The following is a 25252-nucleotide window of genomic DNA, read 5'->3' as shown; positions in this document are numbered from 1 at the left end:
CCGGGTGCACCCTTCGTCGCGCACCGCGTGTCGCCGGGCGACGCCGACCGAGCGGCGCCTAGCGTGATCACCGATGGCTCGCGCGGCGACGTGGCTCCGGCACCTGCTCCCCCTTCTCGGCTGCGTGCTGCTGCTCTGCGGGTGCGCGAGCAGCGCCGCCGCACCGCTCGACCCGGCCGCGGGATCGTCGAGCGCGCCGGCGTCTCCGGCCGCGACCACCTCCACCCCGCCGCCCGTGCCCGAGCTGCCCGGAGGCGGCCGCACCCTCTTCCCCGGGCGCATGATGGTCGCCCTCTACGGCCATCCGGGGGCACCGGCGCTCGGCGTGCTGGGCGAGCAGGGCACCGCCGCCTCGGTGCAGCGCGCCCGTGACCTCGCGGCCCAGTACGCACCGTTCGCCGGTGAGCCGGTCGTGCCGGCCTTCGAGATCATCGCGACGGTCGCGAGCGCGGCCCCGGGGGCCGACGGCGACTACTCGGCGGAGTCCCGGCCCGAAGACCTCCTGCCGTGGGTCGACGCGGCCGCGGAGGCCGGGGTGTACGTCGTGCTCGACCTCCAGCCCGGCCGCAGCGACTTCCTCACCCAGGCCCGCCGCTACACCGACCTGCTGCGGCGGCCGAACGTCGGGCTCGCCCTCGATCCCGAGTGGCGGCTCCGCCCGGGGCAGAAGCACCGGGTCCAGGTGGGCTCGGTCGACGCGGCGGAGGTCAACGCCGTCGTGACCTGGCTCGCCGATCTCAACCGGGAGGCACGCCTGCCGCAGAAACTGCTGATGCTCCACCAGTTCCAGCCGCAGATGATCCGGAACCGCGAGCAACTCGTCACGGACCGTGACGAATTGTCCGTCCTGCTGCACGCCGACGGTTTCGGCACGCGTGGGGCGAAGATGGAGACCTGGAACCGTCTGCACCAGGGTGTCCCGCCCGGCGTCACCTGGGGCTGGAAGAACTTCTACGACGAGGACCGGCCGATGTTCGGACCGGCCGAGACGCTGGCCGTCGGACCTGGCCGACCGGTCTTCGTCTCCTACCAGTAGGGGTACCCCCGGCCGTGTCGTGACGGGCAGTATCCTCGCCGGGATCTCGCCGTCGAGATCCCGCGTGCCGGCGGTGGACCCGGCGCCCTCCGCCGAGGACGCCCGCCCACCCCCGCCTCACGTACCAGCCCGTACGGTCCCGAGTCGTCTGTGGAGAAGGGGGTGTCCGACGTGGCCGACGACGCACGTACCGGACGCGCCCGCGAGGACGCCCGCGTGCCCGGCGACGGCCGGGATGCCCGTGAGCCCGCCGACGTCCCCTCCGGACGACGCCCCGCGCGCTCCGGCGAGCCGTGGCCCCGCCGCGCCGAGCGGCCGCTCGTGCAGGAGCCTCCGACCCGGCGGGCCGGGAACGGCACCGGCGATCCCTCCGCGCCCGGCCCTCGCAACCGGGTGAACGGCCGGCCCGGCGAGGCGCCGGCTCCGCGTGAGCCGTGGCCCTCGCGGCGGCACGGCCCGGACGCGGAACGCCCGAACCCGTCCGATCCTGCCCAGCGCGGTCCTACCCGGCCCGGTCCCGGCCAGCCCGGTCCCGGTCAGCCCGGCCCCGGCCAGCAGGGTCCCGCCCAGCGTCCGGCGGGCCGGAACGGCCGCGGCGCCCCCGCGGTGCCCGGCCCCGGTGCCCCGGGCCCCACCGGCCCCGACGTCCCGTCGCGCAGCAGGCCGAGCGCCAGCGGCCGGCCGCCGGCACCGGATCTCGGCCGCGGCGCACGCCGCCCCGACCGATCCGCGAGCGCCCCGCCTCCGGGACGCGCGGGTGGGCCTGCCCCGGGTGGTTCCCCGAACGGCTCCCCCTCACACCCCGGTCGTCCGGGTCCGGACGACCGGTCCGGCGACCGCAGCCGCGGCGCACGCTCGACGCCGGGTGGTCCGGACGGTCGGAACGGCCCCGGCGCTCCGGGTCGCGCCGATCGCGGCCCCGACCCGCGGTCCGGTGCCGCCCCGCGCAACCCGGGCCGTGCCGACGGTCCGCCCCGCGGCGGGCCCGCCCAGGGACCCCCTCCCGAGGGGCGTGCCGCGCAGGGCGGCCGCGCCCGGCCCCCGGGCCCCGGTGCCCCCGGCCGCCCCGGGGAGCCCCCGCCCGGCGACCGCAGTGCCAGCGCCTCCGGGCTCGGCGGCCCCGGTGTTCCCCCGGGACGGCCCGGCGCCCCTGGAGGCGTGCCGGACCAGGCCCGCCGCTCCCCGTCCGACCCCGGCCGGCCGCCGGGCACCGGGCGACCCGACCGACCCGCACGAGCCGACCAGCCCGACCAGCCCGGCCAGGCCGGTCGACCCGGCCGACCGGGCGACCGCCGCCCGGGCTCCCGCCGCCCCGAGGGCGCCGCCACGCACCGCACCCGCGCCCTCATCGGTCCGGACGGCCTCCCGCCCGGTCAGACCGGCCGGCGGCCCGGGACGCTCCCGCCCGGAGGCAGCTCCACCGACACCTCCGGCACCGCGGCCACCCGCACCGGATCCGACGTCTCGGGCGTCCCGACCCGCGCGCTCCCCCGGTCCGCCGGTGCGCAGGGGACGGCCCGCACCGACGCCCGGACCGAGACCCGCACGGCGGCCGGGGCCGGCGGCCTCGACGACCCCGCCGAGGCCCGCGTCCCCCGCCGCATCCCCGCGAACGAGGCCGCGGCCGAGCGCGCCGCCCGCCGGCGCGCCGAGGCCGGGGAGGACGCCACCGGCACCGGGCGCGGGAAGGCCCGCAGGGCCACCGCGCGGCGGACCTTGCGCGGCGCGCTGGCGACCACCGCCGCGTCGACGCTGATCCCCGGTACCGGGCACCTGCTCCTGCGCCGCCGCCGCACCGGCGGGCTGATCCTCGGCCTGTTCCTGCTGGTCGTGGCGGCCGGCGTGATCGCGGTCCTGACGATGAGCCGGCGGGCGCTGCTCGAGAACGCGGTGTCGACGACGGTCCTCGCCGTCGGCGCGGTCGTCGCACTCGTGGCTGCGCTCGGCTGGATCGCCCAGATCGCCCGGACCTACGCCCTGGCCCGCCCGCGGAACATGGGCGCCGGACGCAAGATCCTGGGCACGGCCGTCGCAGCCGTGCTGTGCATGGCCATCGCCGTGCCGTTCGGCTACGCGGCCGACCTGGCCAACTCGCAGCGCTCCCTGCTCAACGACCTGTTCGGCGGTGGCGCCGGCGGCACCGCGGCCGCGGAGGCGATCAACAAGCCGCGCCTGAACGTCCTGCTGCTGGGCAGCGACGCCGGCCCGGACCGCACCGGCGCGCGCACCGACACCATGATGGTGGCCAGCATCGACACGAAGTCCGGCCGCACCACGATCTTCGGGCTGCCGCGCAACATCCAGCGCGCCGAGTTCCCGCCCGGCTCGCCCATGGCGAAGAAGTTCCCGCAGGGCTTCCACGACCCGGCCGACCCGCTGTCCGGCAACTACCTGCTCAACGCCGTGTACGCCTACGCGCACGAGAACCCCGCGGTGGCGCCCACCGGCCCGACGAACGACATCGGGCTGAACCTCCTGCAGTCGTCGATCTCGTACATGACGGGCCTGCCGATCGACTACTTCCTCGAGGTCAACATGGCGGGCTTCTCCACGCTGATCGACGCGCTGGGCGGCGTGACGGTCGACGTCGGTCCCGTACCGCTGCCGATCAACGGCGTCACCGCCGACGGCCGGCACGTCAAGCCCGACGGCTACATCGAGCCCGGGGTGCAGAACCTCAACGGCGAGCAGGCGCTCTGGTTCGCGCGCTCCCGCCGCGACAGCAACGACTACCAGCGGATGAGCCGCCAGCGCTGCCTCATCCAGGCCGTGCTGAACCAGAAGAGCCCGACGGACCTGCTGGCCAACTTCCAGCAGGTGGCGCAGGCGACCAAGGACAACGTCGACACGAACATCCCGCAGGCGGTGCTCCCGGCGCTGGTCTCGCTGGCCGGCGACGGCTTCCACCTGCAGAGCATCTCGTTCGACCCGAGCCTGCCGGACCCGAAGGAACCGGACGGCAAGTTCGACACCTCGCGCCCGGACGTCGAGTACATGCAGAAGGTCGTGCAGGACGCGATCAACCCGCCGCCCGCGGCGGCGGCCCCGCCCACGACGTCCGCCGCGCCGAGCACCCCGGCGACGCCGGAGACGTCGGGTTCGGACGCGACCGCGACGGGATCCGCGGCCCCGACCTCCCTCGCCGACTCCTGCGCCGCCGCGGCCGCGCCGACGGCGGGTGACGGGAGCGGGACGGGCGGCGGGACGGGCGGCGGGACGGGCGGCGGGACGGAGAGCGGCACCGGGGGCAACTGAGTCCCGTGGCTCCCGCCCGGCGCACGGTCGCCGCGCACCGCTATTACGCTGCTCTCGCAGTCCTGCGACGGCGCCCGGGCTGCGGTACACCAGACACCGGTACGAACCGGACACCGGCACGCGCCGGCCCGGGCACCGGAACACCGGAGGGGCAGACGGACGTGAGCAGCACTGGGGACATCCCCGCCCGCGAGGGCCGCACGAAGGTCGTCGTCGTCGGCGGCGGGTTCGGCGGGGTGCGCGTCGCCAAGGCGCTGGCCCACGCCGACGTCGACGTGACGCTCGTCGACCGGACCAACCACCACCTGTTCCAGCCGCTGCTGTACCAGGTGGCCACCGGCATCCTGTCGCCCGGCCTGATCGCGCCGGCGCTGCGCCGGGTGGTGAAGAAGCAGGCCCACACCCGCACCCTGCTCGCCGAGGTCTACGACATCGACCTCGAGAAGAAGGTCGTACGCGCGCTCGCGCCGAACGACCAGCGCCTCGACCTGCCGTACGACTACCTGGTGGTCGCCGGCGGCGCGACCCACGCCTACTTCGGGCACGACGAGTGGAGCCAGTACGCGCCCGGCATGAAGAGCATCGAGGACGCGCGGGCGCTGCGCAGCCAGATCCTCGGCGCCTACGAGCTGGCCGAGATCGCGACGGACGAGAAGGAACGGGACAGCTACCTGACCTTCGTCGTCGTCGGCGCCGGCCCGACCGGGGTCGAGATCACCGGACAGCTCGCGGAGCTCGCCCGCTACGTGCTGCCGAAGGAGTACCGCTCGATCGACACCCGCTCGGCGAAGATCATCCTGCTCGACGCCGCGCCCTCGGTCCTGCCGCCCTTCGCGCCGAAGCTGCAGAAGTACACGCACCGCCGCCTGGAGAAGATGGGCGTCGAGATCCGGCTCAACACCGCCGCCACCGACATGGACGACGACTCGATCACGGTGAAGGGGCCGCAGGGCGTCGACACCATCACCGCCCGCACGAAGATCTGGGCCGCGGGCGTCCAGGCCTCGCCGCTCGCCGCCCTGCTGGCCAAGGCCACGGGCACCGAGACGGACCGGGCGGGGCGGCTCGCCGTCGACCCGGACTGCAGCCTGCCCGGTGCCGACGGCGTCTACGCCATCGGCGACATGGTCACCACCGTCGACCGGCTGCCCGGCGTGGCACAGGTGGCGATGCAGCAGGGCACCTACGTGGGCAAGCTCATCGCGAACCGGGCCAAGGGCGACACCACGACCCCGGCCCCGTTCCGGTACTTCGACAAGGGCAGCATGGCCACGATCGGCGCCCGTCAGGCGGTCGCCGACGTGCGCGGGTTCAAGATCACCGGCTATTTCGCCTTCCTGCTCTGGTGCTACGTGCACGTCATGTTCCTGATCGGCTGGGGCAACCGGTTCGGCACGCTGTTCAGCTGGGTCCGTTCGCTGCGCTACGCGCGCCACCGCGGCCACCGGCTGATCACGGTGACGGGAGCGCACGCCGTCGCGAAACATCATCACGAAGCCGCATAGCCGCCGTCGGCCCGGTTGGAGATCGCCGGGCCGCCACCTAACGTCGGGGCCGTGACCCCGGCCATGCAGGTCCTGATGCGCGAGGCCGAGCGCGTCTGGGACGACTTCTGGTCGGCCGTGTACGAGCGGGGCGACGCGGCGGCCGCCGCGGCCCTGCTCGCCCCGGAGGCCGTGCTCGTCGACATGCCCGCGATGACCGGGGGCAACGACCGGGCGGAGGTCGAGCGGCACCTCGCGGACACGGTCGTCCCGCACCTGCCGGCGGACCTCGCACGGCGGCGGATCTCGCGCACGGTCGACACGCGCGGGCTCGTCGACGAGCTGCGGTGGACGTTCACGCACGACCGCGAGCTGCCCTGGCTGCTCCCCGGAGTGCCGCCGACCGGCCGCTCCGTACGCGTTCTGGCGGTGTCCGTGGTGGCCGTCCGGCAGGGCCGGATCGCCTCCGTCCGGACGCTCTGGGACGACGTCCGGCTGCGCCGGCAGCTCGCCGCGCGCTGACCGTCCGGCGTCCGGAACCGGCCGTTCGCGGTTCTGCGACACCGTTATCGACGCTTTCGGGCCTCTGAACTGGGGGTTCCCGCGTGGCGCCGTCGGCGTTCTGCCACGCTATGGGCCACGCTGTACCAGGAACGACCACCGACGCACCCCGAGCGGGTGGTCGATGGCGACAGGAGAGGAGCACTCACCATGGCACTGCCCGCACTGACCCCCGAACAGCGCCAGGAGGCGCTCAAGAAGGCCGCCGCGGCCCGTACGGCGCGCAAGGAGCTCCGGGACAAGATCGCGAAGGGCGAGGAGACCATCCCCGCCGTGCTCGACCGGGCGAAGTCCGACCAGATCGTCGGCAAGACCAAGGTCGCGGACCTCCTCAAGAGCCTCCCCGGCTACGGCCCGGCCAAGGTCTCGGCGCTGCTCGAGCGCACCGGGATCGACGCGTCCCGCCGCGCCGCCGGCCTCGGCGAGCGCCAGCGCCAGGCGCTGCTCGACGCGCTCAAGTGAGCCGTCGGGCGTCCTGACGCCCGGCGGTTCCCCGCACCCGGTCCGGCCTCCCGCCGGGCCGGGTGTTCGCGTTCTCTACGCTCATGGCGTGGAACTGATGGTCGACGTGGCCCCCGGCGTGCAGGTGTGGGCCGAGGAGATCCCGGGCCCGACCCCGGACGCCGAGCCGCTGCTGCTCGTGATGGGCGCGAACGCGTCGGGGCTGGCGTGGCCGGACGCGCTGCTCGACCGCCTCGCCGAGCGGCACCGCGTCCTCCGCTACGACCACCGCGACACCGGCCGGTCCACGCACGCCTTCGACGCGGCCCCCTACGCGATCCGCGACCTCGCCGCCGACGCCCTCGCGGTGCTCGACGCGTTCGGGATCGAGCGGGCGCACGTCGTCGGGATGTCGATGGGCGGCACGCTCGTGCAGCTGCTCCTGCTCGACCACCCCGACCGGCTGCTCACCGCGACCGTCCTGTGCACCGCCGCGCTGGGCGCGTACGGCGATCCCGAGCTGCCCGGCCCCGACCCGGCGCTGCTGCGGCTGTGGGGCGAGTTCACGGACGACCGCGACCTCGAGGGCGAGCTGGCCTGGCGGGTCGAGCACTGGCGGCTGCTCAACGGCACCGGCACCCCGTTCGACGCCGCGGGGTTCCGCGCGCTGGAGGAGCGGGTGGTCGCGCACTCCGGGCGGGTGGAGAACCCGGCCGCGCACGCCGTCGCGGACACGGACGGGCTGGACCGCGGGGCGGAGCTCCCCGGGGTCACCGTGCCGACGCTCGTCATCGAGGCCCCCGAGGACCCGGTGAACCCGCCCCCGCACGCCGGGCACCTCGCCCGCGCGCTCGGCGCCGGCCGACTGGTCCGGGTGCAGGGCATGGGGCACGCGCTCAACCCGACGGTCGTCGAGCCGGTGGCCGCGGCCGTCCTGGCGCACACGCGGGAGTACGCGCCGCTGTAGGACAACCCTCCGACGCCGACCTCGCGGACCGGATCACGGTCTCGGCCGACGGCTCACACGGGCAGCTTCTCCCCCGCCTCGACGGCGACGGAGAGGACGTTGCCCTCCGGCGGCAGCGGGCAGGTCGCGAACGCGGTGAGGGCGCACGGCAGGTTGACGACGCGGTTGAGGTCGATGCGCAGCGTGCCGTCGGGCCCCGGCCGGTCGACCCGCAGGATGCGCCCGCCGCCGTAGGTGGTGTCGCCGGAGGTGGCGTCACGGAAGTGCAGGGTCAGTCCGCCGTCCTTGCCCGCCAGCGCGACCAGCTCCTGCGGGGTACCCGCGACCGCGAACCGCACGGTGCCGACGGCCGTCGGGAAGTGGTTCAGCCCGTCGACGACGGCACCGACGGTGATCCGGCGCGGCTCGGCGTAGGGCTCGAACCGGGCGTCGACCACCCAGCGCTCCTCCGCCGGGAACGCCGGGACCCCGGTGAAGCCGGTGCGGGTGGGGGCCTGTGGGTCGCGGACGCGCAGCGCGTAGGTGTCGGTGCGCCGGACGACCTCGATCTTCCGCTCGCCCGCGACGACCAGGGCTCCGGGCAGACCGTCGCGCGGCTCCAGCCGGACGGTGCCGTCCACCGGAGCACCCCGGGCCACGAGCCCGTCGGCGGCCGCGGCGGTCAGCTCGACGCCACCGTCGCCGGTGGCGCGCCAGGTGCCGGGCAGGCCCGGGAGGGCGGTGGGCTCCTCCGTCAGCCAGTACAGCCCGGTGAGGCTGAGCCAGCCGTGCGGCGTGCGGAGCTCCTCCTCCCGCTCGGCGTGCCAGGTGTCCCAGTCCTGCTGCAGGGTGCTCTCCGTGGTCGTCACACCCGCGGCAACGCGTGCCGGGGCCGCCGCATTTCGTCGCGACGACGATTCCCGTCCCCTGGATCGGACGCCCCGCAGGGCCGCCCGATTGTCCGGACGCGGTTCGTGATGTGGGAGGTCGGTTGACCTGCCGGTGCCGCGTCTGGTGTGCTCGCTGCGTGGCCACGATCCTGCTGACGCGCCGGCGTCACGTCGACCACAAGATCGTCGTCTCCTGCGCCTGTCGCTGACCCGCGGTCCCGCGCGTCCCGACTCCCTTCACCTCCCGCAGGAGCATCCCGTGTCGTCCCCCCACTCCCTCACCGAGCCGCTGAAGTTCGCCTACTGGGTGCCCAACGTCAGCGGCGGCCTCGTCACCAGCACGATCGAGCAGCGCACCGACTGGGGCTACGAGTACAACCGGAAGCTCGCCCGGACCGCCGAGGACAACGGCTTCGAGTACGCCCTGTCCCAGGTCCGGTACATGGCGTCGTACGGCGCCGACCATCAGCACGAGTCCACGAGCTTCTCGCTCGCCCTGCTGCTCGCCACCGAGCGGCTCAAGGTCATCGCGGCCGTGCACCCGGGGCTGTGGCACCCGGGCGTGCTGGCCAAGTGGGTCGCGACGGCCGACCACCTCTCCGGCGGCCGGGCCGCGGTCAACGTCGTGAGCGGCTGGTTCAAGGACGAGTTCACGTCGCTGGGCGAGCCGTGGCTCGAGCACGACGAGCGCTACCGCCGCTCCGAGGAGTTCATCCGCGCGCTGCGCGAGATCTGGACCAGCGACCACGCCGAGCTGCGCGGCGACTTCTACCGCATCCACGACTTCGACCTGAAGCCCAAGCCCGTCGCGGTGCCCGGCCGGCCGCACCCGGAGATCTTCCAGGGCGGGAACTCCACCGCCGCCCGCCGCAACGGCGGCCGCGTCGCCGACTGGTACTTCTCCAACGGCAAGGACTACGACGGCTTCACCGAGCAGGTGCGCGAGGTGCGCGGGCACTCCCGCGACGCCGGCCGTCCGGAGATCGGCCCCGGCGCGGTGCGGTTCGGGCTCAACGGCTTCGTCATCGCCCGCGACAGCGAGCGCGAGGCGCGCGAGCAGCTGCGCGAGATCGTCGCGAAGGCCAACGTCGAGGCGGTCGAGGGCTTCCGGGCCTCGGTGCAGCAGGCGGGGGCGTCGACGGGCGACAAGCGCGGGATGTGGGCGGACTCGAGCTTCGAGGACCTGGTCCAGTACAACGACGGCTTCCGTACCCAGCTCATCGGCACGCCGGAGCAGATCGCGGACCGGGCGATCGAGTACAAGCGGCGGGGGGCGAACCTGCTGCTCCTGGGCTTCCTGCACTTCCAGGAGGAGATCGAGTACTTCGGGCGGCACGTGCTCCCGATCGTCCGGGAGAAGGAGGCGGAGCTCGCCGCCCGCGAGCCCGCGCTCGTCGCGGGTTCCTGATCCGGTGCCGCGCCCGCCCCGGCGCGGCGTGGTCCCGGCAGGGGCGGCCCACGCCTGGCTGACCCGCCGCCGGCACATCGACCACGCCCGCGTCGGCGCCCAGTCCTGTCCGGGTCCCGCTCGCTGACGTCGACGCCGTTCGAACGCGTTATGGAGCCATAACGCGTCTCCAGGCGCCGTTTTTGCGCATCATGGTTCCACAGCGCGATTTCCGGACGCTTTTTCTCGCGTCATGGATCCATGACGCGAGCTCTCTTCCGCGTGTCCGGCGGCCCGCTTCCCGGTGCCCGCCCGCCGCGGTCGCCGGTGTCGCCGTCCCGGCCGCCGCACGACCCGCACCGGCGGGCCGCCGCGCCACGCGCTCCTCCGCACACGACAGGACCTGACATGACCACGCTCGAGAACCGACCCACCACCCGCTTCACCACCATCCCCACCACGCCCGACGAGTGGCTCGCCCGGGCCCGCGAGGTGCGCACGATCCTCGCCGCGGACGCCGCCGCCCGCGACCGTGCGGGGGAGACGCCGCACGCCGAGGTCCAGCTGCTCAAGGACGCCGGCCTGGTCACGCTGCTCGGCCCGGCCGAGCACGGGGGCGGCGGCCAGGAGTGGCCGCTCGCCTACCGGGTGATCCGCGAGGTCGCCGCCGGCGACGGCTCGATCGGCCAGCTGCTCGGCTACCACCTGCTGTGGTTCTGGGCCGCCCGCCTCGTCGGCACCCGCGAGCAGATCGAGGCCGTCGAGGCCGAGGCCACCCGGCAGCGCTGGTTCTTCGGCGGCGCGGTGAACCCGCGCGACGAGGACGTCGTGATCCGCGACGCCGGTGACCACCTCGTCTACAACGGCCGCAAGTCCTTCTCCACGGGCAGCAGGGTCTCGGACGTCACCGTGCTGGAGGGCGTGCTCGACGGCGCTGATCCCGATGCTCCTGGGACGCACGTCTTCGCGATCGTGCCGAGCCGGCAGCCCGGCATCACGTTCCACGACGACTGGGACAACATCGGCCAGCGGCTCACGGAGAGCGGCAGCGTCACGATCTCCGAGGTCCAGGTGCCGTGGGAGCAGGCCGCCGGCTTCCGGGGCAAGGTGTTCGAGCCGCGCGTCTACAACACCCTGAACGTCCCGACGATCCAGCTGGTGTTCGTGAGCTTCTACCTGGGCATCGCGCGCGGCGCCCTCGAGGAGGCCGCGGAGTACACCCGCACCCGGACGCGGCCGTGGCTGCACGGCGGGCAGGAGCGGGCGGTCGACGAGCCGTACCAGCTCGACCTCTACGGCGACCTCGCGTCGAAGCTGTGGGCGGTCGAGGCCCTGGCCGACCGGGTGGCCGAGGAAGGCCTGGCCATCCACCGGGACGCCTGGGACGTCGCGCCGCAGGAGCGCGGCGAGCACGAGGTCCGGGTCGCGGCCGTCAAGGCGCGGGCCACGGACGTCGCGCTCGAGGTGACCAGCAGGGTCTTCGAGGGACTCGGCGCCCGGGCCACCGCGACCGAGCTGGGCTTCGACCGCTTCTGGCGCAACGTCCGCACCCACACCCTGCACGACCCCGTCGCCTACAAGCGGCGCGAGGTGGGGGCGTTCCTGCTGCGCGACGAGCTGCCCGAGCCGACCTGGTACAGCTGACCGGCACCGCGGGGGCGGCCCCGGGAGGGACCGCCCCCGCGGCGTTCAGCCGACGCGCTCGCCGTCGTCCAGGGGCAGGCCGGAGCCCCGCTCGGGGTGCGGGGTGCGCAGCCGCGGCAGGAACCGGCCCGTGCGCGCGAGGTACTCCGCGTACTCCTCGCCCAGGGCCCGGGAGAGGCCGGGCTCGCGCACCGCGCGCGCCTGGATCTGCACGGCGACGACGATCAGCAGGGTGGCGAGCACACCGAGCATGGTCGGCGCCATGATCAGCCCGCCGGCGGTGGCGACCACCATGCCGGTGAAGGCGGGGTTGCGGACGCGGGCGTAGAAGCCGCTGTCGGTCAGGGCCAGGCCCTGGCCGCGGCGGCGGGCGGAGCCCATCTGGACCAGCGAGGCCAGCACCACCGCCACGCCGAGCAGCAGCAGCCCGACGCCGACCACGGCCCAGCCCGGCGAGCTGAACACGGCGATCGGCTCGATGACGTCGAACGCGACGAGCAGCGGGGCGACCAGACCCAGCACGACCGCGACCCCGAACAGGGCCTGCGACCACCAGGCCGGCGAGCCGAGCCCCGTCCGTGCCGGCGAGCGGCGGGCACCTGCCCGAGCCCACCGCCGGCCGAGGCCGACCAGCACACAGGCGACGACCCCGAGCCCGACGGCGAGCCAGGCGGCGAGGTTGTGGTTCAGGGCCTCGGACACGACCTCCCAGGCCCCGCGGCCGCTGAGCTGGCCGACCGCGTCGAGCAGCAGCACCACGCCGAACACCACGAACAGCACGGCCGCGCCGTAGCGGATCGTCCGCTCCGGCAGCCGTCTGCCGAGCTGGCGGCCGACGACGATCGCCAGCGCGTCGGCCGCGACCATGCCGAGCGTCGAGCCCAGCCACACGCCCAACCAGCCGTGCTGGGCGGCCAGCGTGATCGTGGCCAGCATCGTCTTGTCGCCCAGCTCGGCCAGGAAGAACGCCACCGACGCGGCGACGACGGCCGATCTGGCCTTGCGGTTGACCTTGTCCTGCTCGTCGTCCGACAGCGAGTCGCCCTTGAGCGTCCAGGCGCCGAACCCGAGGAACGCGACGGCCGCGGCGAGCGCGACCCAGCCGGTCGGGATGGTGGCGCCGAGGCCGTAGCCCACGGCGACGGACACGAGGTGCACGACCGAGGTGGCGATCGTGATGCCCAGCAGGACGGGCCAGGTCTTGTAGCGGGTCGCGAACGTCAGCGCCATGAGCTGGGACTTGTCGCCCAGCTCGGCCACGAAGATCACACCGAAACTGATCAGGAACGCCGAGAGCACGTCCTGCATCGCCACACAACCCCTCGATCTCGGGCCGGATCGAGGAAACGGGGGTCTCTTCGATCCGACGTGAACCGGATCGAAGGTCTCGCTCGCCTGGTGGTGGTCAGGCCCCGCAGCCGGGCGATACGGATCGCCAGTATGTCGACCGCGATGTTGAGAGCTACTCCCCTTCGCTGCGAGGAACCTACCTCATCGATCCAGTCCGCTCGACACCCGTTGCGTGCCCGTGAGGTAGTTCACTGGGGTTCTCGACGGCGCCACAGTGTCGTACGTTCGTTCAGATAGCAGCAGAAGAGGACGCGGAGGAACCATGCCCGAGGCCGTCATCGTCGACGCGGTGCGCACCCCCATCGGGAAGCGCAACGGCTCGCTCGCCGACGTGCATCCCGCCGACCTGTCGGCGTACGTCCTGCGGGCGCTGCAGCAGCGCACCGGCATCGACCCCGACGTGATCGACGACGTCGTGTGGGGCTGTGTGAACCAGGTCGGCGACCAGGCGGCGCAGATCGGCCGGTACGCCGTGCTCGCGGCCGGCTGGCCGGAGACCGTCCCCGGCGTCACGATCAACCGGGCCTGCGGGTCCAGCCAGTCCTCCTTCGACTTCGCCGCGGGCATGGTCATGTCCGGCCAGTACGACGTCGTGGTGGCCGGTGGCGTGGAGGCCATGACCCGGGTCCCCCTCGGCGCGGGCCGCGACCTCGGCCGCCCGTTCGGCCCGCTGGTGCGCGAGCGCTACGAGGCCGACCTGACCAGCGGTGAGTTCCCGAACGAGGACTTCAACCAGGGCATCGGCGCCGAGCGGATCGCGAAGAAGTGGGGCTTCAGCCGGCAGCGGCTGGACGAGTACTCGTCGCGCTCCCACGAGCTCGCCGCCGCCGCCATCGACGCGGGCGCGTTCGACGGCCAGCTGGTGCGGATCCCCGGCAAGGACGACTTCACCGCCGACGAGGGCCTGCGCCGCGGCACCACCGCCGAGAAGCTCGCGAAGCTCAAGCCGTCCTTCCGCGAGGACGGGGTGATCCACGCGGGCAACGCCTCGCAGATCTCCGACGGCGCGTCGGCCACCTTGATCACGACCCCGGAGAAGGCGAAGGAGCTCGGGCTGACCCCGATCGCGCGCTACCACTCCGGCGCGGTCTCGGGCGCCGACCCGCTGATGATGCTGACCGGGCCGATCCCGGCCACCCAGAAGGTGCTCCGCAAGAGCGGCCTGTCGATCTCCGACATCGGTGCCTTCGAGGTCAACGAGGCCTTCGCCCCCGTGCCGCTGGCCTGGCAGGCCGAGCTGGGCGCCGAGGACAAGGTGCTCAACCCGCTCGGCGGGGCGATAGCCGTCGGCCACCCCCTGGGCGCCTCCGGCACGATCCTCATGACCCGGCTGCTGCACCACATGCGGGACAAGAGCATCCGCTACGGCCTGCAGACCATGTGCGAGGGCGGCGGTACCGCGAACGCCACCATCGTCGAGCTGCTCTGATCGCGTTCTCCGGTAAGGGGCCGGCGGCCCCTTACCGGAAGACGTGCCGTACTGCACGGCCTTTCCCAGCGCGAGCACAGGCGGATCTCAGCTTCGGGGCGCACAGTCGGTGTCATGACCGACGAGCAGCGGGGTCACTCCCGGCCCGATGGGGACGTTGCGCACAGCACCGGTGGTACCGAGGGCACCGCCAGCGCCTCCGCCGGGGACTCCCCCACCCAGCAGACCGACCACGGCGCTGTCACCACCCGCTCCGACACCGGGGCCCCTGGCGCCGACGGCGCCACCCACCCGACGAACCCGTACGCGCGGCCCGCGTCCGGGGACCAGGGCGCCCACGGCGCCGACACCGACCCGACCCGCTCCTACGGCTCGCCGTACGCGTACGGCCGCGGCTCCCTGTACGGCACACCCGGCTACGCCCAGACGAGCGGGCACGGGGACCAGGGCACCCGCCCCTACGGCAGCCCCGCCTACGGTCCGTACGCCCAGCAGGGCGCGGGCCACCCGCTGGGCGCCGGGATGGGCGGCCCGAATGATCCGCCGCCCGGCGGGAACTCCCCGTTCGTGTACGACGACCAGCCCCGCAAGCCCTCCCGCCCGTGGACGGCCGTGATCGCGGCCGCGATCATCGCGGGTGTCGTGGGCGGCGGCGCGGGCTTCGGTGGCGCCTACGCGCTGATGGACCACGGCGGCTCCTCGAGCGGGGTCACCCTGTCCGGGCAGCCCGCCTCGAACACCTCCTCGGTGCAGACCAACGGCACGGTCCAGGCGGCCGCGGCGAAGGCCAGCCCGAGCACCGTCGACATCCGGGTCACCACGGGCCAGGGTACTGCCGAGGGTTCGGGCGTGATCCTGACCTCCGACGGCGACGTGCTCACCAACAACCACGTCGTCGCGGGCTCGACCGGCAAGATCCAGGTCACCCTGAGCGACGGCTCGCAGCACACCGCCTCGGTCGTCGGCACCTCGCCGAGCTACGACCTGGCCGTCATCAAGCTCGACGGCGTCTCCGGGCTGACCGCGGCCGAGCTCGGCCGCACCGCCGACGTGAAGGTCGGCCAGCAGGTCGTCGCGATCGGGTCGCCGCAGGGCCTCACGGGCACCGTCACGACGGGCATCGTCAGCGCGCTCAACCGCACGGTCCAGGTGCAGGGCGAGGACGGCTCCGGGGTCGTCTACAACGGCCTGCAGACCGACGCCCCGATCAACCAGGGCAACTCCGGCGGCCCGTTGGTGAACCTCGACGGCCAGGTCGTGGGCATCAACTCCGCGATCGCCACCGCGGGGCAGAGCAGCGGCAGCGTGGGCCTCGGCTTCGCCATCCCGGTCGACCAGGCCCGCCGCGTCGCGCAGGAGATCATCAACTCCGGCAGCGCCACCAAGCCGGTGCTCGGTGTTCAGGGCAGCACCCAGTCGTCGGGCGCGGGGAACGGCGCCACCATCGCGGCCGTGACGGACGGCGGCCCCGCGGCGGCCGCCGGGATCAAGCAGGGCGACGTCGTCACCAAGGTCGGCGACGCGACCGTCAGCGACTTCTCCGACCTCGTCGCCCGGATCGGCTCCTACGCCCCCGGCGACAAGATCACGCTGACGATCGGCAGCGGCTCCTCGGCACGCACGGTCGACGTCACGCTCGGAAGCACCAAGGACACGGGCGCCACGACCAGCAGCGGCGGTACGAGCCAGGGCGGCGGCAGCGGCAACCCGTTCGGCCAGCTCAACCCGTTCGGCGGCGGCTCGCCGTTCAGCGGCGGCAGCGGCAACGGCAGCAGCGGCGGCGGCAACTGACATCCGGCCGCACGGGCGGTCGGACCGGCACGGGCCGGGCGGGGATCCCCTCCCCCGCCCGGCCCGTCCCGTTCTCAGCTCTTCAACCAGGCCTTGACGGCCTCGGTGTCCGCGCCCAGGGCGGGCGGCGTGCGCCGGTAGTCCGGCGGGGTGGCCGAGTACTCCACCGGGTTGCGGATCGTGGCGGGCCCGCCGCCGGGGTGCACGACGGGGTCGAGGCCCAGGCTCTCCGCGAGCGCGACGCCCTGGTCGACGGTGTTGATCGGGCCGCAGGGAACGCCGGCCGCGCTCAGCACGTCGAACCACTCCTGCGCGCCCTTCGTGGCGAGCTTCTCCAGCAGCAGCGGGCGCAGCTCCGCACGGTGCCGGGTGCGCTCGACCATCGACCCGAAGCGCGGGTCCTCGAGCAGCTCGGGTGCGTCGAGCGCACCGCAGAGCCGGCGGAACTGGTGGTCGTTGGCGGCGATCACGATCAGCTCGCCGTCGCCGGTGGGCAGCGGCTCGTAGGGGAAGAGCGAGAGGTGGGCGTTGCCCATCCGCGTCGGCACCACGCCGCCCGCGACGTACGCCGAGGTCTGGTTGACCAGGCTCGACAACGCCGCGGACAGCAGGCTCGTCTTCACGTGCTGGCCCTCGCCCGTCGCGTCGCGGTGGCGCAGCGCCGCCAGGATCGCGACGGCGGCGTGCAGCCCCGTCATCACGTCGAACACCGCGACGCCCGCCCGGAACGGCGTGCCGTCCGGGTCGCCGGTCAGGCTCATCATTCCGGACGTCGCCTGGATCAGCAGGTCGTAGCCGCCGAGCTTGGCCCCGCCCCGGTCGCCGAAGCCGCTGATGGAGCAGTAGACGACCGACGGGTTCGTCTCGCGCACGCTGTCGACGTCCAGGCCCCACTTCGCGGTGGAGCCGGGCATGAAGTTCTCGATCAGCACGTCCGCGCGGGCGGCGAGCTGCTGCGCGACCGCCAGGTCCTCGGGGTCCTTGAGGTCGAGCACCACGGAGTGCTTGTTCCGGTTGATCGACAGGTAGTAGGTCGCGACCGGTCCGTCGGGGCCCTCGACCGTGGGCGGCTGCCAGGTGCGGGTGTCGTCGCCGGTCGGGCCCTCGACCTTGACGACGGTCGCACCGAGGTCGCCGAGCAGCATCGTCGCGTAGGGACCGGCGAGGACCCGGGAGAAGTCGGCCACCACCACCCCGGCCAACGGGCCGGACGGCGTGGGCTCCTCGGGGTCGAGCGGGGGGAGATCAGCCACGGTTCCTGTATAGCCCGCCGTGCGCGGCACGTGGTGTCCTGGCACCACTTGCCGCGCAGGGGTGCGCACCGGCCCCTACAGGATCGCGAGCACCACCAGCGCGAGACCGGCCGGGGTGAGGCCGGCGCCGATCCAGGCCCAGATCCGCTGGCCCTTGCGGACGGAGTCGGTGAGCTCCTCCTCGGTCCGCGTCGACATCACGAACGGCGAGCCGTCGCGCGGCGGGCGGATCACGAGCGGCCCGTCCCGGTCGTCGACCTCGCCGAGCACGTACATCCGGGTGCCGGGACGCAGCACCCACTCGGTGTGCTGGTAGCCGATCGTCTCGTCGCGGTCGCCGCCGGCCAGCGCGCCGAGCACGGCGACGGCCCCGGCCAGTGCACCCTGCGGCTGCAGGTCGTGCGCGGGTTCGAACCGGTCGACGACGGTCTCGACGCCGTCCGGCCGCCTTCCGCCGTGGTCGACCCCGACGGTGTGCCCGTCGCGCAGCAGCGCCCAGCCGTGCGGCGAGCTGAGCTCGGCGACCGTCTCGGTCCGGGTGGTCACGCGCACGTCGCCGTCGGAGTCGCGGTCGTAGTGCTTGTAGCGGCGCTGGACGCGGTGCGCGTGCCACACGCAGTCCACGCCGGCGAGCTCGGAGCTCAGCAGCCCCACCGGCGCCGGGGCCGTCTCGCCGACGACCTCGCACACCTTGCGGAGGTGGCCCGGCCCGGTGAGCTCGGCCGAGATGCCCTGCAGCTCGAGCAGCTCCGGCACCGACAGCGTCTCGGCGGCCAGCATGGCGTGCACCTTGCGCTGCGACCGGGCCGCGGCCCACAGGCAGCCACAGGCCGCCAGCAGCAGGATGATCCCGAACCAGAGCATCGTCGTCCCTCTCGTGAAGCGGTGAGGGGAACGCTAGGCAGCGCGCGGGGCCGGGACAGGTGTGCTGGCACCACACCCGGCTGTGCGGGTGGCGCCCGGATCGTCCGGTTGCGCGTACCACCCGAGCGTGTGCGTCCGGACCGGGCGGGCTATAGGGTCCGGGCACGCTACCCGCCCGTAACACCGGAGAGTCGACGATGACCAACCTGGCCGCGAACCTCGTCGCGACCGCTCGCGAGCACGGCGACCGCCCCGCCGTCAAGCTCGACGAGTACGTGCTGACCTACGCGCAGCTGCACTCCGCCGCCGCGGCCGTGGCCGGGGACCTGACGGAACGCGGCATCCGGCCGGGCGACCGGGTCGGGCTCGTGCTGCCCAACGTTCCCGCCTACCCGGTGCTGTTCTACGGCGCGCTGCTCACCGGCGCCGTCGTGGTGCCGATGAACCCGCTGCTCAAGGCGCGGGAGGTCGAGTACTACCTGAACGACTCCGGCATGTCGCTCGTCTTCGGTTGGGACGGCTCCGGGGACGTCGTGCCCGAGGCCGCCGAGGCCGTCGGGATCCCCGGGATCGTCGTGCCCGCCACCGGCCCCACCGAGCTGGGCGGCACCCCCGCCCCCGAGGCCGTCGAGCGCGCCGACGACGACACCGCCGTCATCCTCTACACCTCCGGCACCACCGGGCAGCCCAAGGGCGCCGAGCTGACCCACCACAACCTCGACTCCAACGCCCGCACCACGGTCGAGACCCTCATCGAGATCACCGCCGACGACGTGATCATGGGCTGCCTGCCGCTGTTCCACGTCTTCGGCCTGACCTGCGGGCTCAACGCCGCCGTCGTCGCCGGGTCCACACTCACCCTCATCCCCCGGTTCGACCCGTCCAAGGCCCTGCAGGTCGTCGGGCGCGACAAGGTCACCGTGTTCGAGGGCGTCCCCACCATGTACGCCGCCATGCTGCACAGCCCCGACGCCGACGGCGCCGACATGGCCTCCCTGCGCACCTGCATCACCGGCGGCTCGGCGATGCCGGTGGAGATCCTCAAGGCCTTCGAGAACCAGTTCGGCTGCGAGATCTACGAGGGCTACGGGCTGTCCGAGACCGCGCCCGTCGCCTCGTTCAACCAGCCCGGCCGCCCCCGCAAGCCCGGCACCATCGGCTTCCCGGTGCGTGGCTGCGAGATGCGGGTGGTCGACGACGAGGGCCGCGACGTGCCCGCCGGCGAGCCCGGCGAGATCGCCATCCGCGGCGAGAACGTCATGAAGGGCTACTGGAACCGCCCCGACGCGACCGAGGCCGCCATCCCGGACGGCTGGTTCCGCTCCGGCGACATCGCCACGCGCGACGCCGACGGCTACTACACGATCGTCGACCGCAAGAAGGACCTGATCATCCGCGGCGGGTACAACGTCTACCCGCGCGAGGTCGAGGAGACCCTCTACGAACACCCGGCCGTGGCCGAGGCCGCCGTCGTCGGGATCAAGCACGCCGACCTCGGCGAGGAGATCGGGGCCGCGGTCGCGCTCAAGCCCGGTGCCGAGGCGGACCCCGACGAGCTCAAGAACTTCGTGCGCGACCGCCTGGCGGCCTACAAGTACCCGCGCGCGGTCTGGCTGGTCGACGCCCTGCCCAAGGGCCCGACGGGCAAGATCCTCCGGCGCGAGGTGGAGCCGCCGGCCGACCTGTGACCTCCGTCGTGGAGCCATGGCGCGCTCGGTCGGGGTGAGAACCGGTCACCTTGCTGATCGCGTCCTGGAGCCCCATCACGCAGGTCCCCGGGCTCGTGCATCGCGTTGCGGATCCATGACGCGGTTCCCGGGGCCCTTGATCGCGTTATGGAACCATAGTGCGCTTTCCCGGGGTCCTGGATCGCGTTATGGATCCATAGTGCGCGTTCCCGGGCCCTGGATCGCGTTATGGATCCATGGTGCGTCAGGCGAGGCTCTGTGGGCGCGTTGTGGATCCATAGTGCGCGATTGCCGAGGCTCTGAGGTCGCGTTGTGGATCCGTACTGCGTCAGCCGAGGAGGGCGGTGACCGTGCCGCCAGGGTCGGTGACCATCGCGTCGTGCCCCGTGGGCAGGTCCCGCCACTCCCAGCCGTGGTCCTTCACGACCTGGTGCGCCCCGGCGAGCGCCGGGTAGTCCGGCGCGGAGCAGTACACGTACGCGACGGGCAGGCCGGCGCCGAGCGGGCGGCCGACCGCCAGCGGTTCGCGGTAGCTGCGCAACGGCTGCGGCGTCAGGTGCCGCCGGACCCAGGCGACGTCGGCAGGGTCGGTCACGCCGAACGCCTCGGGGGCCGGGGGCGGCATCGCGAGGCCGTTCCCCCGCCGCCGGGCGTCGAGCTCGCGCTGCACCACGACGTCGTCGGGCAGCCCGTCGAACGCGCGCCTGCCCGCCTCGACCACCAGGCCGTCGAGCAGGACGATGCGCGCGATCCGGTCCGGCACCCGATCGGCCGCCCCCAGCACCGGCAACGCGCCGAAGCTGTGCCCGACGAGCAGGACGTCGGTGAGCTCCTCGGTCTCCAGTACCGCCGTGACGTCGTGGATCATGGTCGCCAGCCCCACCTCCGGGGTGAGCAGGTGCGCGCGCTCCCCCAGGCCGGTGAGGGTCGGGGTGAACACCTCGTGCCCCGCCTCGCGGAGCAGCGCCGCGACCCGGCGCCAGCACCACCCGCCGTGGTGGGCCCCGTGCACCAGCACGACCGGCTGTCCCATCGCCCCTCCCGCCCCCTCGCGGACCCGCCCGCCCAGCCTGCCACCGGGACCGCCGGGCGAGGAAGCAGATCGCCGTGCTTCGTGCCGGCAGCCGGCCTCGGCGTCCTCGCGGACGGGCGGAGGCGGCATCGTGATCAACGGCAGAGGGGAGCTCGCTCGGCTCCCGCGACCCCGCTCTGCCCTTGATCACCGAGGGCTCCGAGCTCCTCGACCACGGAGGGCCCCGCGAGCTCCTCGACCACAGAGGGACTGGCGAGCTGAATCGTGATCAAGGGGCGCCGGACGCTCTCCTGCCCTGGGAACACCCATCAGCCCTTGATCACCGAGGCGACGCGACTTTCGCCGACGATCGCGCATACGAAGGGGGCCGCGGTCGCGCGAGAGAAACACGAGCACTTCCCTCACCCCGGACCGGTCACTCTCGCCCTGATCACGCGCCGCATGATCACCGCGAGCGTCACGCCACCGCTGCCGCAACAGCGCTCTTGTCACCCTCAGAAGGATCACCGCCGGCGCGAGGAGCGCGAGCGGCACGCCCCTGCTGTCCGACCAGCGCTCGTGTCAGTCTCGAAACGATCACTGCCCAACGGCCGAGCGCGAGCGGCACGCCACTGCTGTCCGACCAGCGCTCCTGCCACCCTCGGAACGATCACCGCTGCTGGAGGCGCGAGGCAGGCGAGCACTTCCCTCACCAGGATCCGGTCGCTCCCGCCCCCTCGCCCGCAGCATGATCACCGCGAGCGGCACACCACCGCTCCTGCACCGGCGCCCCTGTCACGCTCGGAACGATCATCGCCCCCCAACGGCCGAGCGCGAGCGTCACCCCACTGCTCCCCGACCAGCGCTCCTGCCACCCTCGGAACGATCACCGCTGCTGGAGGCGCGAGGCAGGCGAGCACTTCCCTTACCCAGGTCCGGTCACGCTCGGAACGATCATCGCCCCCCAAGGGCCGAGCGCGAGCGGCACGCCATTGCTGTCCGGCCAGCGCTCCTGTCGCCCGCGGAACGATCAGTACCACCGGGCGCTCGCCGGACGGCCGAGTGCTTCAGTGACAGCGGATCACGCTCGCCTCGCTCCCACGCAACATGATCACCGCGAGCGGTACACCACCGCTCCCCGACCCACGCTCCTGTTCCACTCGGAACGACCATCGCCGGCCTGATCACCGTGAGCGGCACACCACTGCTCCTCGACCAGCGCTCCCGTCACTCTCGAAACGATCACCAGGCAAGCTGTCCACCGCGAGGAGCGCGAGCGTCACACCACCGCTACCCCGACAGCGCTCCCGTCCCGCTCGGAATGATCACCCCATCCGGGCGGCCGGCTCCTCCTCCGTCTCGGTCACCTGCAGAGCGGGGCGGTCGCCGGTGGGTTCGGGGTGGCCGAGGTCGGTGAGCCAGCCCCGGAACACCCGGTGCAGGTGCTCGGCGCCGACGATCTCGCCGGGGTCGGCGAGCCCGGTGGGGGCGAGGAGGAAGCCGCGGCTCTGCGGCCCGCCCAGTCCGCCGTGCGAGCCGACGTGCGGCTCGAAGGGCGAGGCGTCGTCGGTCGCGGGGTCGTAGCGGCTGTTGATCATGATGTCGGAGCAGTGCGGGAAGGTGTCCACCCGGCGGATCAGGTCCGGAGCGTGCACGCCGTAGTCCGCCAGCGGGTCCTCGCCGATCACGGTGCCGCTCGCGAGCCGGTGCACGCCGTCGCGCCCGAGCACGACGGCGCCGTGCTCCCGGCTGCGGACCAGCACGAACCCGATGCCCGGGTGGTCGACGAGCGAGGGCAGCAGGTCGGGGAACTCGCGCTCGATCGTCTCGAGCTCGACCCGGCCCTCGTGCTCGGTGAACGACACCATCGCCACGTGCCCCGACGCGCACACCACGACCCCGGGCGCCGCCCGCGCCACCTCGCCGGGCTTCCCGGACTCGGTGCGATGCTTGGCGGGCGAGGCCCCCGCCTTCTCGACGCGCGCCCGCAACCGGCGGGCCACGACGCCCCCGCCCGACGACGCCTCGGCGAGCGCCGCGCCGACCTGCCAGCCCTCCGCGGCCCGGCGGGCGGAACGCTCGGCCGGGGTGCGGCCGAACAGCCGTCGGCGCGGGCGGGGTGCCGGGGCCCCGCACAGCCGGCCGACGTACTGCTCGATCGTCTCGCCGAACCGGTCGGCGAACGCCTGGCCCTGCGTCTGCCCGTGGTCGGACAGGCACACGATGTGGTACGGCCGCGGGGCGAGCTGCGCGGCCCGGTGGAGCCGCCCGATCTGCTGGTCGATGGTGCGCAGCACCGCGAGGGCGTCGAAGCGCTCGATGCCGGAGTGGTGGGCGACCTCGTCGTAGCCGAGGAAGTCGGCGTAGGCGACCGGGCGCCCGTCGAGCATGTCCTCGATCAGCGCCGACACCACGACGTCCCGGGCGATCACCGTGGTGCCCGGCCGGGCCAGCGGGTAGATCCCGCCGCGGTGGGTGCGCGGGCGGACGTCGGCGCGGCGCTGGTTCGCGGCGGCGACGACCTCGCGCACGGCGTCGACCAGCGCGCCGGCGAAGGTCCGGATGCCGTTGACCGGGTTGGCGAAGTAGGCCCAGTACCCGCCGCCGACGTGGTCGCGCCGCCGGGCCGAGCGTTTGCCGCCGAGCACGGTCACCGTGCTCATCGTGAGGCTGTAGTGCGGGGCGTCGCCGGTGAAGAGGTTGCCGCGGCTCGCGCCGTCGACGGCGAGCAGGCCGCGCCCGTCGGAGTGCCGGCGCTCGATCTCGGCGGCGTCGGCGGGGTGCGCACACGCCATGACGTGGCCGCGGTCCTTCTCGTACCAGCGGAAACCGAGGATGTCGTGGTTGTTCCCGTGCAGGATGCCGGAGACGCTGGCGCCGGTCTGCGAGCTCCAGTCCGTGGTCCAGTACTGCAGGCCGTGGCTGCCCTCGGCGAGCCAGCGCGCCAGCGTCGGCATCGTCCCGTCGCGGACGGCGCGGCGGGCGGTGTCGTGCCCGAGGCCGTCGATCTGCAGGAACAGCACCCCGGGCGTCTGCTGCTCGGGAGCCGCGGAGCGACGGCTGCGGCGGACGGCGCGACGGAAGAACAGCTCGTCCTCGTCGATGGCCAGCAGGCTGGTGGCGACGGCGTTGACCACCGTCATCACCACGACCACCACGAACGCGGTGCGGATGTTCGTCAGCTCCACGCCCGGGACGAGCCAGAAGATCGCGAGCACCGCCGCGGCGAGCAGCACGAAGCTCCCCAGGCCGAGCGTGAACAGCGCGATCGGCAGCGCGATCCGCAGCACCAGCGGCCAGACGACGGCGGTGAGCAGGCCGAGCAGCAGCGCGCAGACCGTGGGCTGCCACCAGCCCTCCATGGCGAACCCGGTGAGCCAGACGTCGAGCAGGTGCAGTGCGGCGGTGACCAGCGCCCACACCAGCACGACGCGGGCCACCACGCGCCCGCCGCGCAGCAGCGGGCCGCGCTCGACGGGCGTCGCGCGGTAGTCGCGGACGATCGGACTCGGCCGGTTCACGGGCGCTCCTGGTCGGTCGGCGGGAGCGGGCCGTGCCGCGCGGGGCCGGCCGCGGGATCGATCATCTCCTCCGGCTCCCCGGGCCCGACGTCGGGGGCACGCCGCTCGCGCCGTCGTCGGACCAGTCCGGCGATCCCGGCGGACAGGGCGCCCACCAGCAGCACGAGCACCGCGGCGCCGAGGGTGGCCACCAGCGGGTTGTCGAACAGCCCGCCGGAGAGGATGCCGAGAAGCGCGTACGCGACCGCCCACAACAGGCACGCGACCAGCGCGGACGGCAGGAGCCTCCGCCACGGGTAGCCGAGGGTCCCCGCGGCCACCAGCGCCGGGATCCGCCCGGCCGGCACCAGCCGTCCGACCACGATCAGCTGCCACCCGTGCCGCGTGAACCGCACCCGGGCGCGGGACAGCTGCTCGGGCGTCTGGCCGCGGGCGACGAAGCGGACCGCGGCCTCACCACCCAACCGGGCGACGCCGTAGGTCACGAGGTCGCCCACGAACGCGGCCAGGGTCGACGCCAGCAGCACCAGCGGCAGGGACAGGTGGGGGGTGGTCATGGCGACGGCGGCGGCCGCGCCGACGACCGCGCCCGTGGGCACGACCGGCACGATCGACCCGAGCAGCACGCCGCCGATGAGCACCGGATAGCCGATGGCCTGCGGGTTCGTCCAGTCCGCGGCGAGGGAGCCCGTCACGCGGA

At 73.8% G+C, this 25252-nt stretch carries 18 protein-coding genes; 11 read left to right on the top strand and 7 right to left on the bottom strand.

Annotated features, from left to right (window positions below):
- Positions 1-73: 73 nt before the first annotated feature.
- From LWC33_RS08925 to LWC33_RS08900, 6 genes are all read left to right on the top strand, one after another.
- Entirely contained in the window at positions 74-1036 is a 963-nt protein-coding gene (locus LWC33_RS08925) for a hypothetical protein (protein ID WP_233303780.1), read from the top strand.
- 1158 nt (positions 1037-2194) lie between these two features.
- Positions 2195-4291 carry an LCP family protein gene (locus tag LWC33_RS35880; protein ID WP_233303779.1) on the top strand — a complete coding sequence of 699 codons (2097 nt, stop codon included), beginning with the start codon at positions 2195-2197 and terminating at the stop codon, positions 4289-4291.
- 161 nt (positions 4292-4452) lie between these two features.
- On the top strand, positions 4453-5796 hold the full coding sequence (locus LWC33_RS08915; RefSeq protein ID WP_233303778.1) for an NAD(P)/FAD-dependent oxidoreductase: 1344 nt from the start codon (positions 4453-4455) through the stop codon (positions 5794-5796).
- Positions 5797-5847: 51 nt separating this feature from the next.
- Positions 5848-6297, top strand: a complete 450-nt coding sequence (locus LWC33_RS08910; RefSeq protein ID WP_233303777.1) for a nuclear transport factor 2 family protein — start codon at positions 5848-5850, stop codon at positions 6295-6297.
- A gap of 189 nt (positions 6298-6486) precedes the next feature.
- Positions 6487-6798 carry an integration host factor, actinobacterial type gene (gene mihF / locus LWC33_RS08905; protein WP_037049162.1) on the top strand — a complete coding sequence of 104 codons (312 nt, stop codon included), beginning with the start codon at positions 6487-6489 and terminating at the stop codon, positions 6796-6798.
- A 97-nt stretch (positions 6799-6895) separates the two neighbouring features.
- On the top strand, positions 6896-7744 hold the full coding sequence (locus LWC33_RS08900; protein WP_233303878.1) for an alpha/beta fold hydrolase: 849 nt from the start codon (positions 6896-6898) through the stop codon (positions 7742-7744).
- A 53-nt stretch (positions 7745-7797) separates the two neighbouring features.
- On the opposite strand, the gene LWC33_RS08895 is transcribed toward LWC33_RS08900, so the two are convergent.
- Entirely contained in the window at positions 7798-8592 is a 795-nt protein-coding gene (locus LWC33_RS08895; RefSeq protein ID WP_233303776.1) for a DUF1684 domain-containing protein, read from the bottom strand.
- Between the two features lie 280 nt (positions 8593-8872).
- Between LWC33_RS08895 and sfnG the strand changes: the two genes are divergently transcribed.
- Positions 8873-10021, top strand: a complete 1149-nt coding sequence (sfnG, locus tag LWC33_RS08890) for a dimethylsulfone monooxygenase SfnG (protein ID WP_233303775.1) — start codon at positions 8873-8875, stop codon at positions 10019-10021.
- Between the two features lie 387 nt (positions 10022-10408).
- Positions 10409-11644 (top strand): acyl-CoA dehydrogenase family protein, encoded by a 1236-nt coding sequence (locus tag LWC33_RS08885; RefSeq protein ID WP_233303774.1) that lies wholly within the window; start codon positions 10409-10411, stop codon positions 11642-11644.
- A 45-nt stretch (positions 11645-11689) separates the two neighbouring features.
- On the opposite strand, the gene LWC33_RS08880 is transcribed toward LWC33_RS08885, so the two are convergent.
- Positions 11690-12952, bottom strand: coding sequence for a TMEM165/GDT1 family protein (locus LWC33_RS08880; protein WP_233303773.1), 1263 nt, complete (start codon positions 12950-12952; stop codon positions 11690-11692).
- Positions 12953-13256: 304 nt separating this feature from the next.
- Between LWC33_RS08880 and LWC33_RS08875 the strand changes: the two genes are divergently transcribed.
- Both LWC33_RS08875 and LWC33_RS08870 read left to right on the top strand, forming a co-directional pair.
- Positions 13257-14423 (top strand): thiolase family protein, encoded by a 1167-nt coding sequence (locus LWC33_RS08875; RefSeq protein WP_233303772.1) that lies wholly within the window; start codon positions 13257-13259, stop codon positions 14421-14423.
- Positions 14424-14537: 114 nt separating this feature from the next.
- A complete protein-coding gene (locus LWC33_RS08870) occupies positions 14538-16214 on the top strand; it encodes a S1C family serine protease (protein ID WP_233303771.1) in 1677 nt (558 codons plus the stop codon).
- A gap of 74 nt (positions 16215-16288) precedes the next feature.
- On the opposite strand, the gene LWC33_RS08865 is transcribed toward LWC33_RS08870, so the two are convergent.
- Together LWC33_RS08865 and LWC33_RS08860 are read right to left on the bottom strand one after the other, a co-directional pair.
- Positions 16289-17467: a CaiB/BaiF CoA transferase family protein gene (locus LWC33_RS08865; protein ID WP_233303770.1), complete on the bottom strand. Its 1179-nt coding sequence runs from the start codon at positions 17465-17467 to the stop codon at positions 16289-16291.
- 75 nt (positions 17468-17542) lie between these two features.
- On the bottom strand, positions 17543-18331 hold the full coding sequence (locus LWC33_RS08860) for an E3 ubiquitin ligase family protein (protein ID WP_233303769.1): 789 nt from the start codon (positions 18329-18331) through the stop codon (positions 17543-17545).
- A gap of 197 nt (positions 18332-18528) precedes the next feature.
- On the opposite strand from LWC33_RS08860, the gene LWC33_RS08855 reads away from it, so the two are divergent.
- Positions 18529-20019, top strand: a complete 1491-nt coding sequence (locus tag LWC33_RS08855) for a long-chain-fatty-acid--CoA ligase (RefSeq protein WP_233303768.1) — start codon at positions 18529-18531, stop codon at positions 20017-20019.
- A gap of 328 nt (positions 20020-20347) precedes the next feature.
- On the opposite strand, the gene LWC33_RS08850 is transcribed toward LWC33_RS08855, so the two are convergent.
- The 3 genes from LWC33_RS08850 to LWC33_RS08840 form a co-directional block, all read right to left on the bottom strand.
- Positions 20348-21052, bottom strand: coding sequence for an alpha/beta fold hydrolase (locus LWC33_RS08850; RefSeq protein ID WP_233303767.1), 705 nt, complete (start codon positions 21050-21052; stop codon positions 20348-20350).
- Between the two features lie 1304 nt (positions 21053-22356).
- Entirely contained in the window at positions 22357-24552 is a 2196-nt protein-coding gene (locus LWC33_RS08845; protein WP_233303766.1) for a phage holin family protein, read from the bottom strand.
- Positions 24549-25247 (bottom strand): DedA family protein, encoded by a 699-nt coding sequence (locus LWC33_RS08840; RefSeq protein ID WP_233303765.1) that lies wholly within the window; start codon positions 25245-25247, stop codon positions 24549-24551. Before LWC33_RS08840 ends, LWC33_RS08845 begins: the two co-directional genes overlap by 4 nt.
- Positions 25248-25252 lie beyond the last annotated feature (5 nt).

Source organism: Pseudonocardia terrae (assembly GCF_021343995.1).
Lineage (GTDB): Bacteria > Actinomycetota > Actinomycetes > Mycobacteriales > Pseudonocardiaceae > Pseudonocardia > Pseudonocardia terrae.
Note: the sequence above shows the minus strand (reverse complement) of the source record. Positions and strands in the feature narration are given on the sequence as shown.

Coding starts and splice junctions, on each gene's coding strand:
- LWC33_RS08925 (WP_233303780.1), top strand. CDS start 74: ATGGCTCGCGCGGCGACGTGGCTCCGGCACCTGCTCCCCCTTCTCGGC.
- mihF (WP_037049162.1), top strand. CDS start 6,487: ATGGCACTGCCCGCACTGACCCCCGAACAGCGCCAGGAGGCGCTCAAG.
- LWC33_RS08900 (WP_233303878.1), top strand. CDS start 6,896: ATGGTCGACGTGGCCCCCGGCGTGCAGGTGTGGGCCGAGGAGATCCCG.
- LWC33_RS08885 (WP_233303774.1), top strand. CDS start 10,409: ATGACCACGCTCGAGAACCGACCCACCACCCGCTTCACCACCATCCCC.
- LWC33_RS08880 (WP_233303773.1), bottom strand. CDS start 12,952: ATGCAGGACGTGCTCTCGGCGTTCCTGATCAGTTTCGGTGTGATCTTC.
- LWC33_RS08875 (WP_233303772.1), top strand. CDS start 13,257: ATGCCCGAGGCCGTCATCGTCGACGCGGTGCGCACCCCCATCGGGAAG.
- LWC33_RS08870 (WP_233303771.1), top strand. CDS start 14,538: ATGACCGACGAGCAGCGGGGTCACTCCCGGCCCGATGGGGACGTTGCG.
- LWC33_RS08860 (WP_233303769.1), bottom strand. CDS start 18,331: ATGCTCTGGTTCGGGATCATCCTGCTGCTGGCGGCCTGTGGCTGCCTG.
- LWC33_RS08855 (WP_233303768.1), top strand. CDS start 18,529: ATGACCAACCTGGCCGCGAACCTCGTCGCGACCGCTCGCGAGCACGGC.
- LWC33_RS08850 (WP_233303767.1), bottom strand. CDS start 21,052: ATGGGACAGCCGGTCGTGCTGGTGCACGGGGCCCACCACGGCGGGTGG.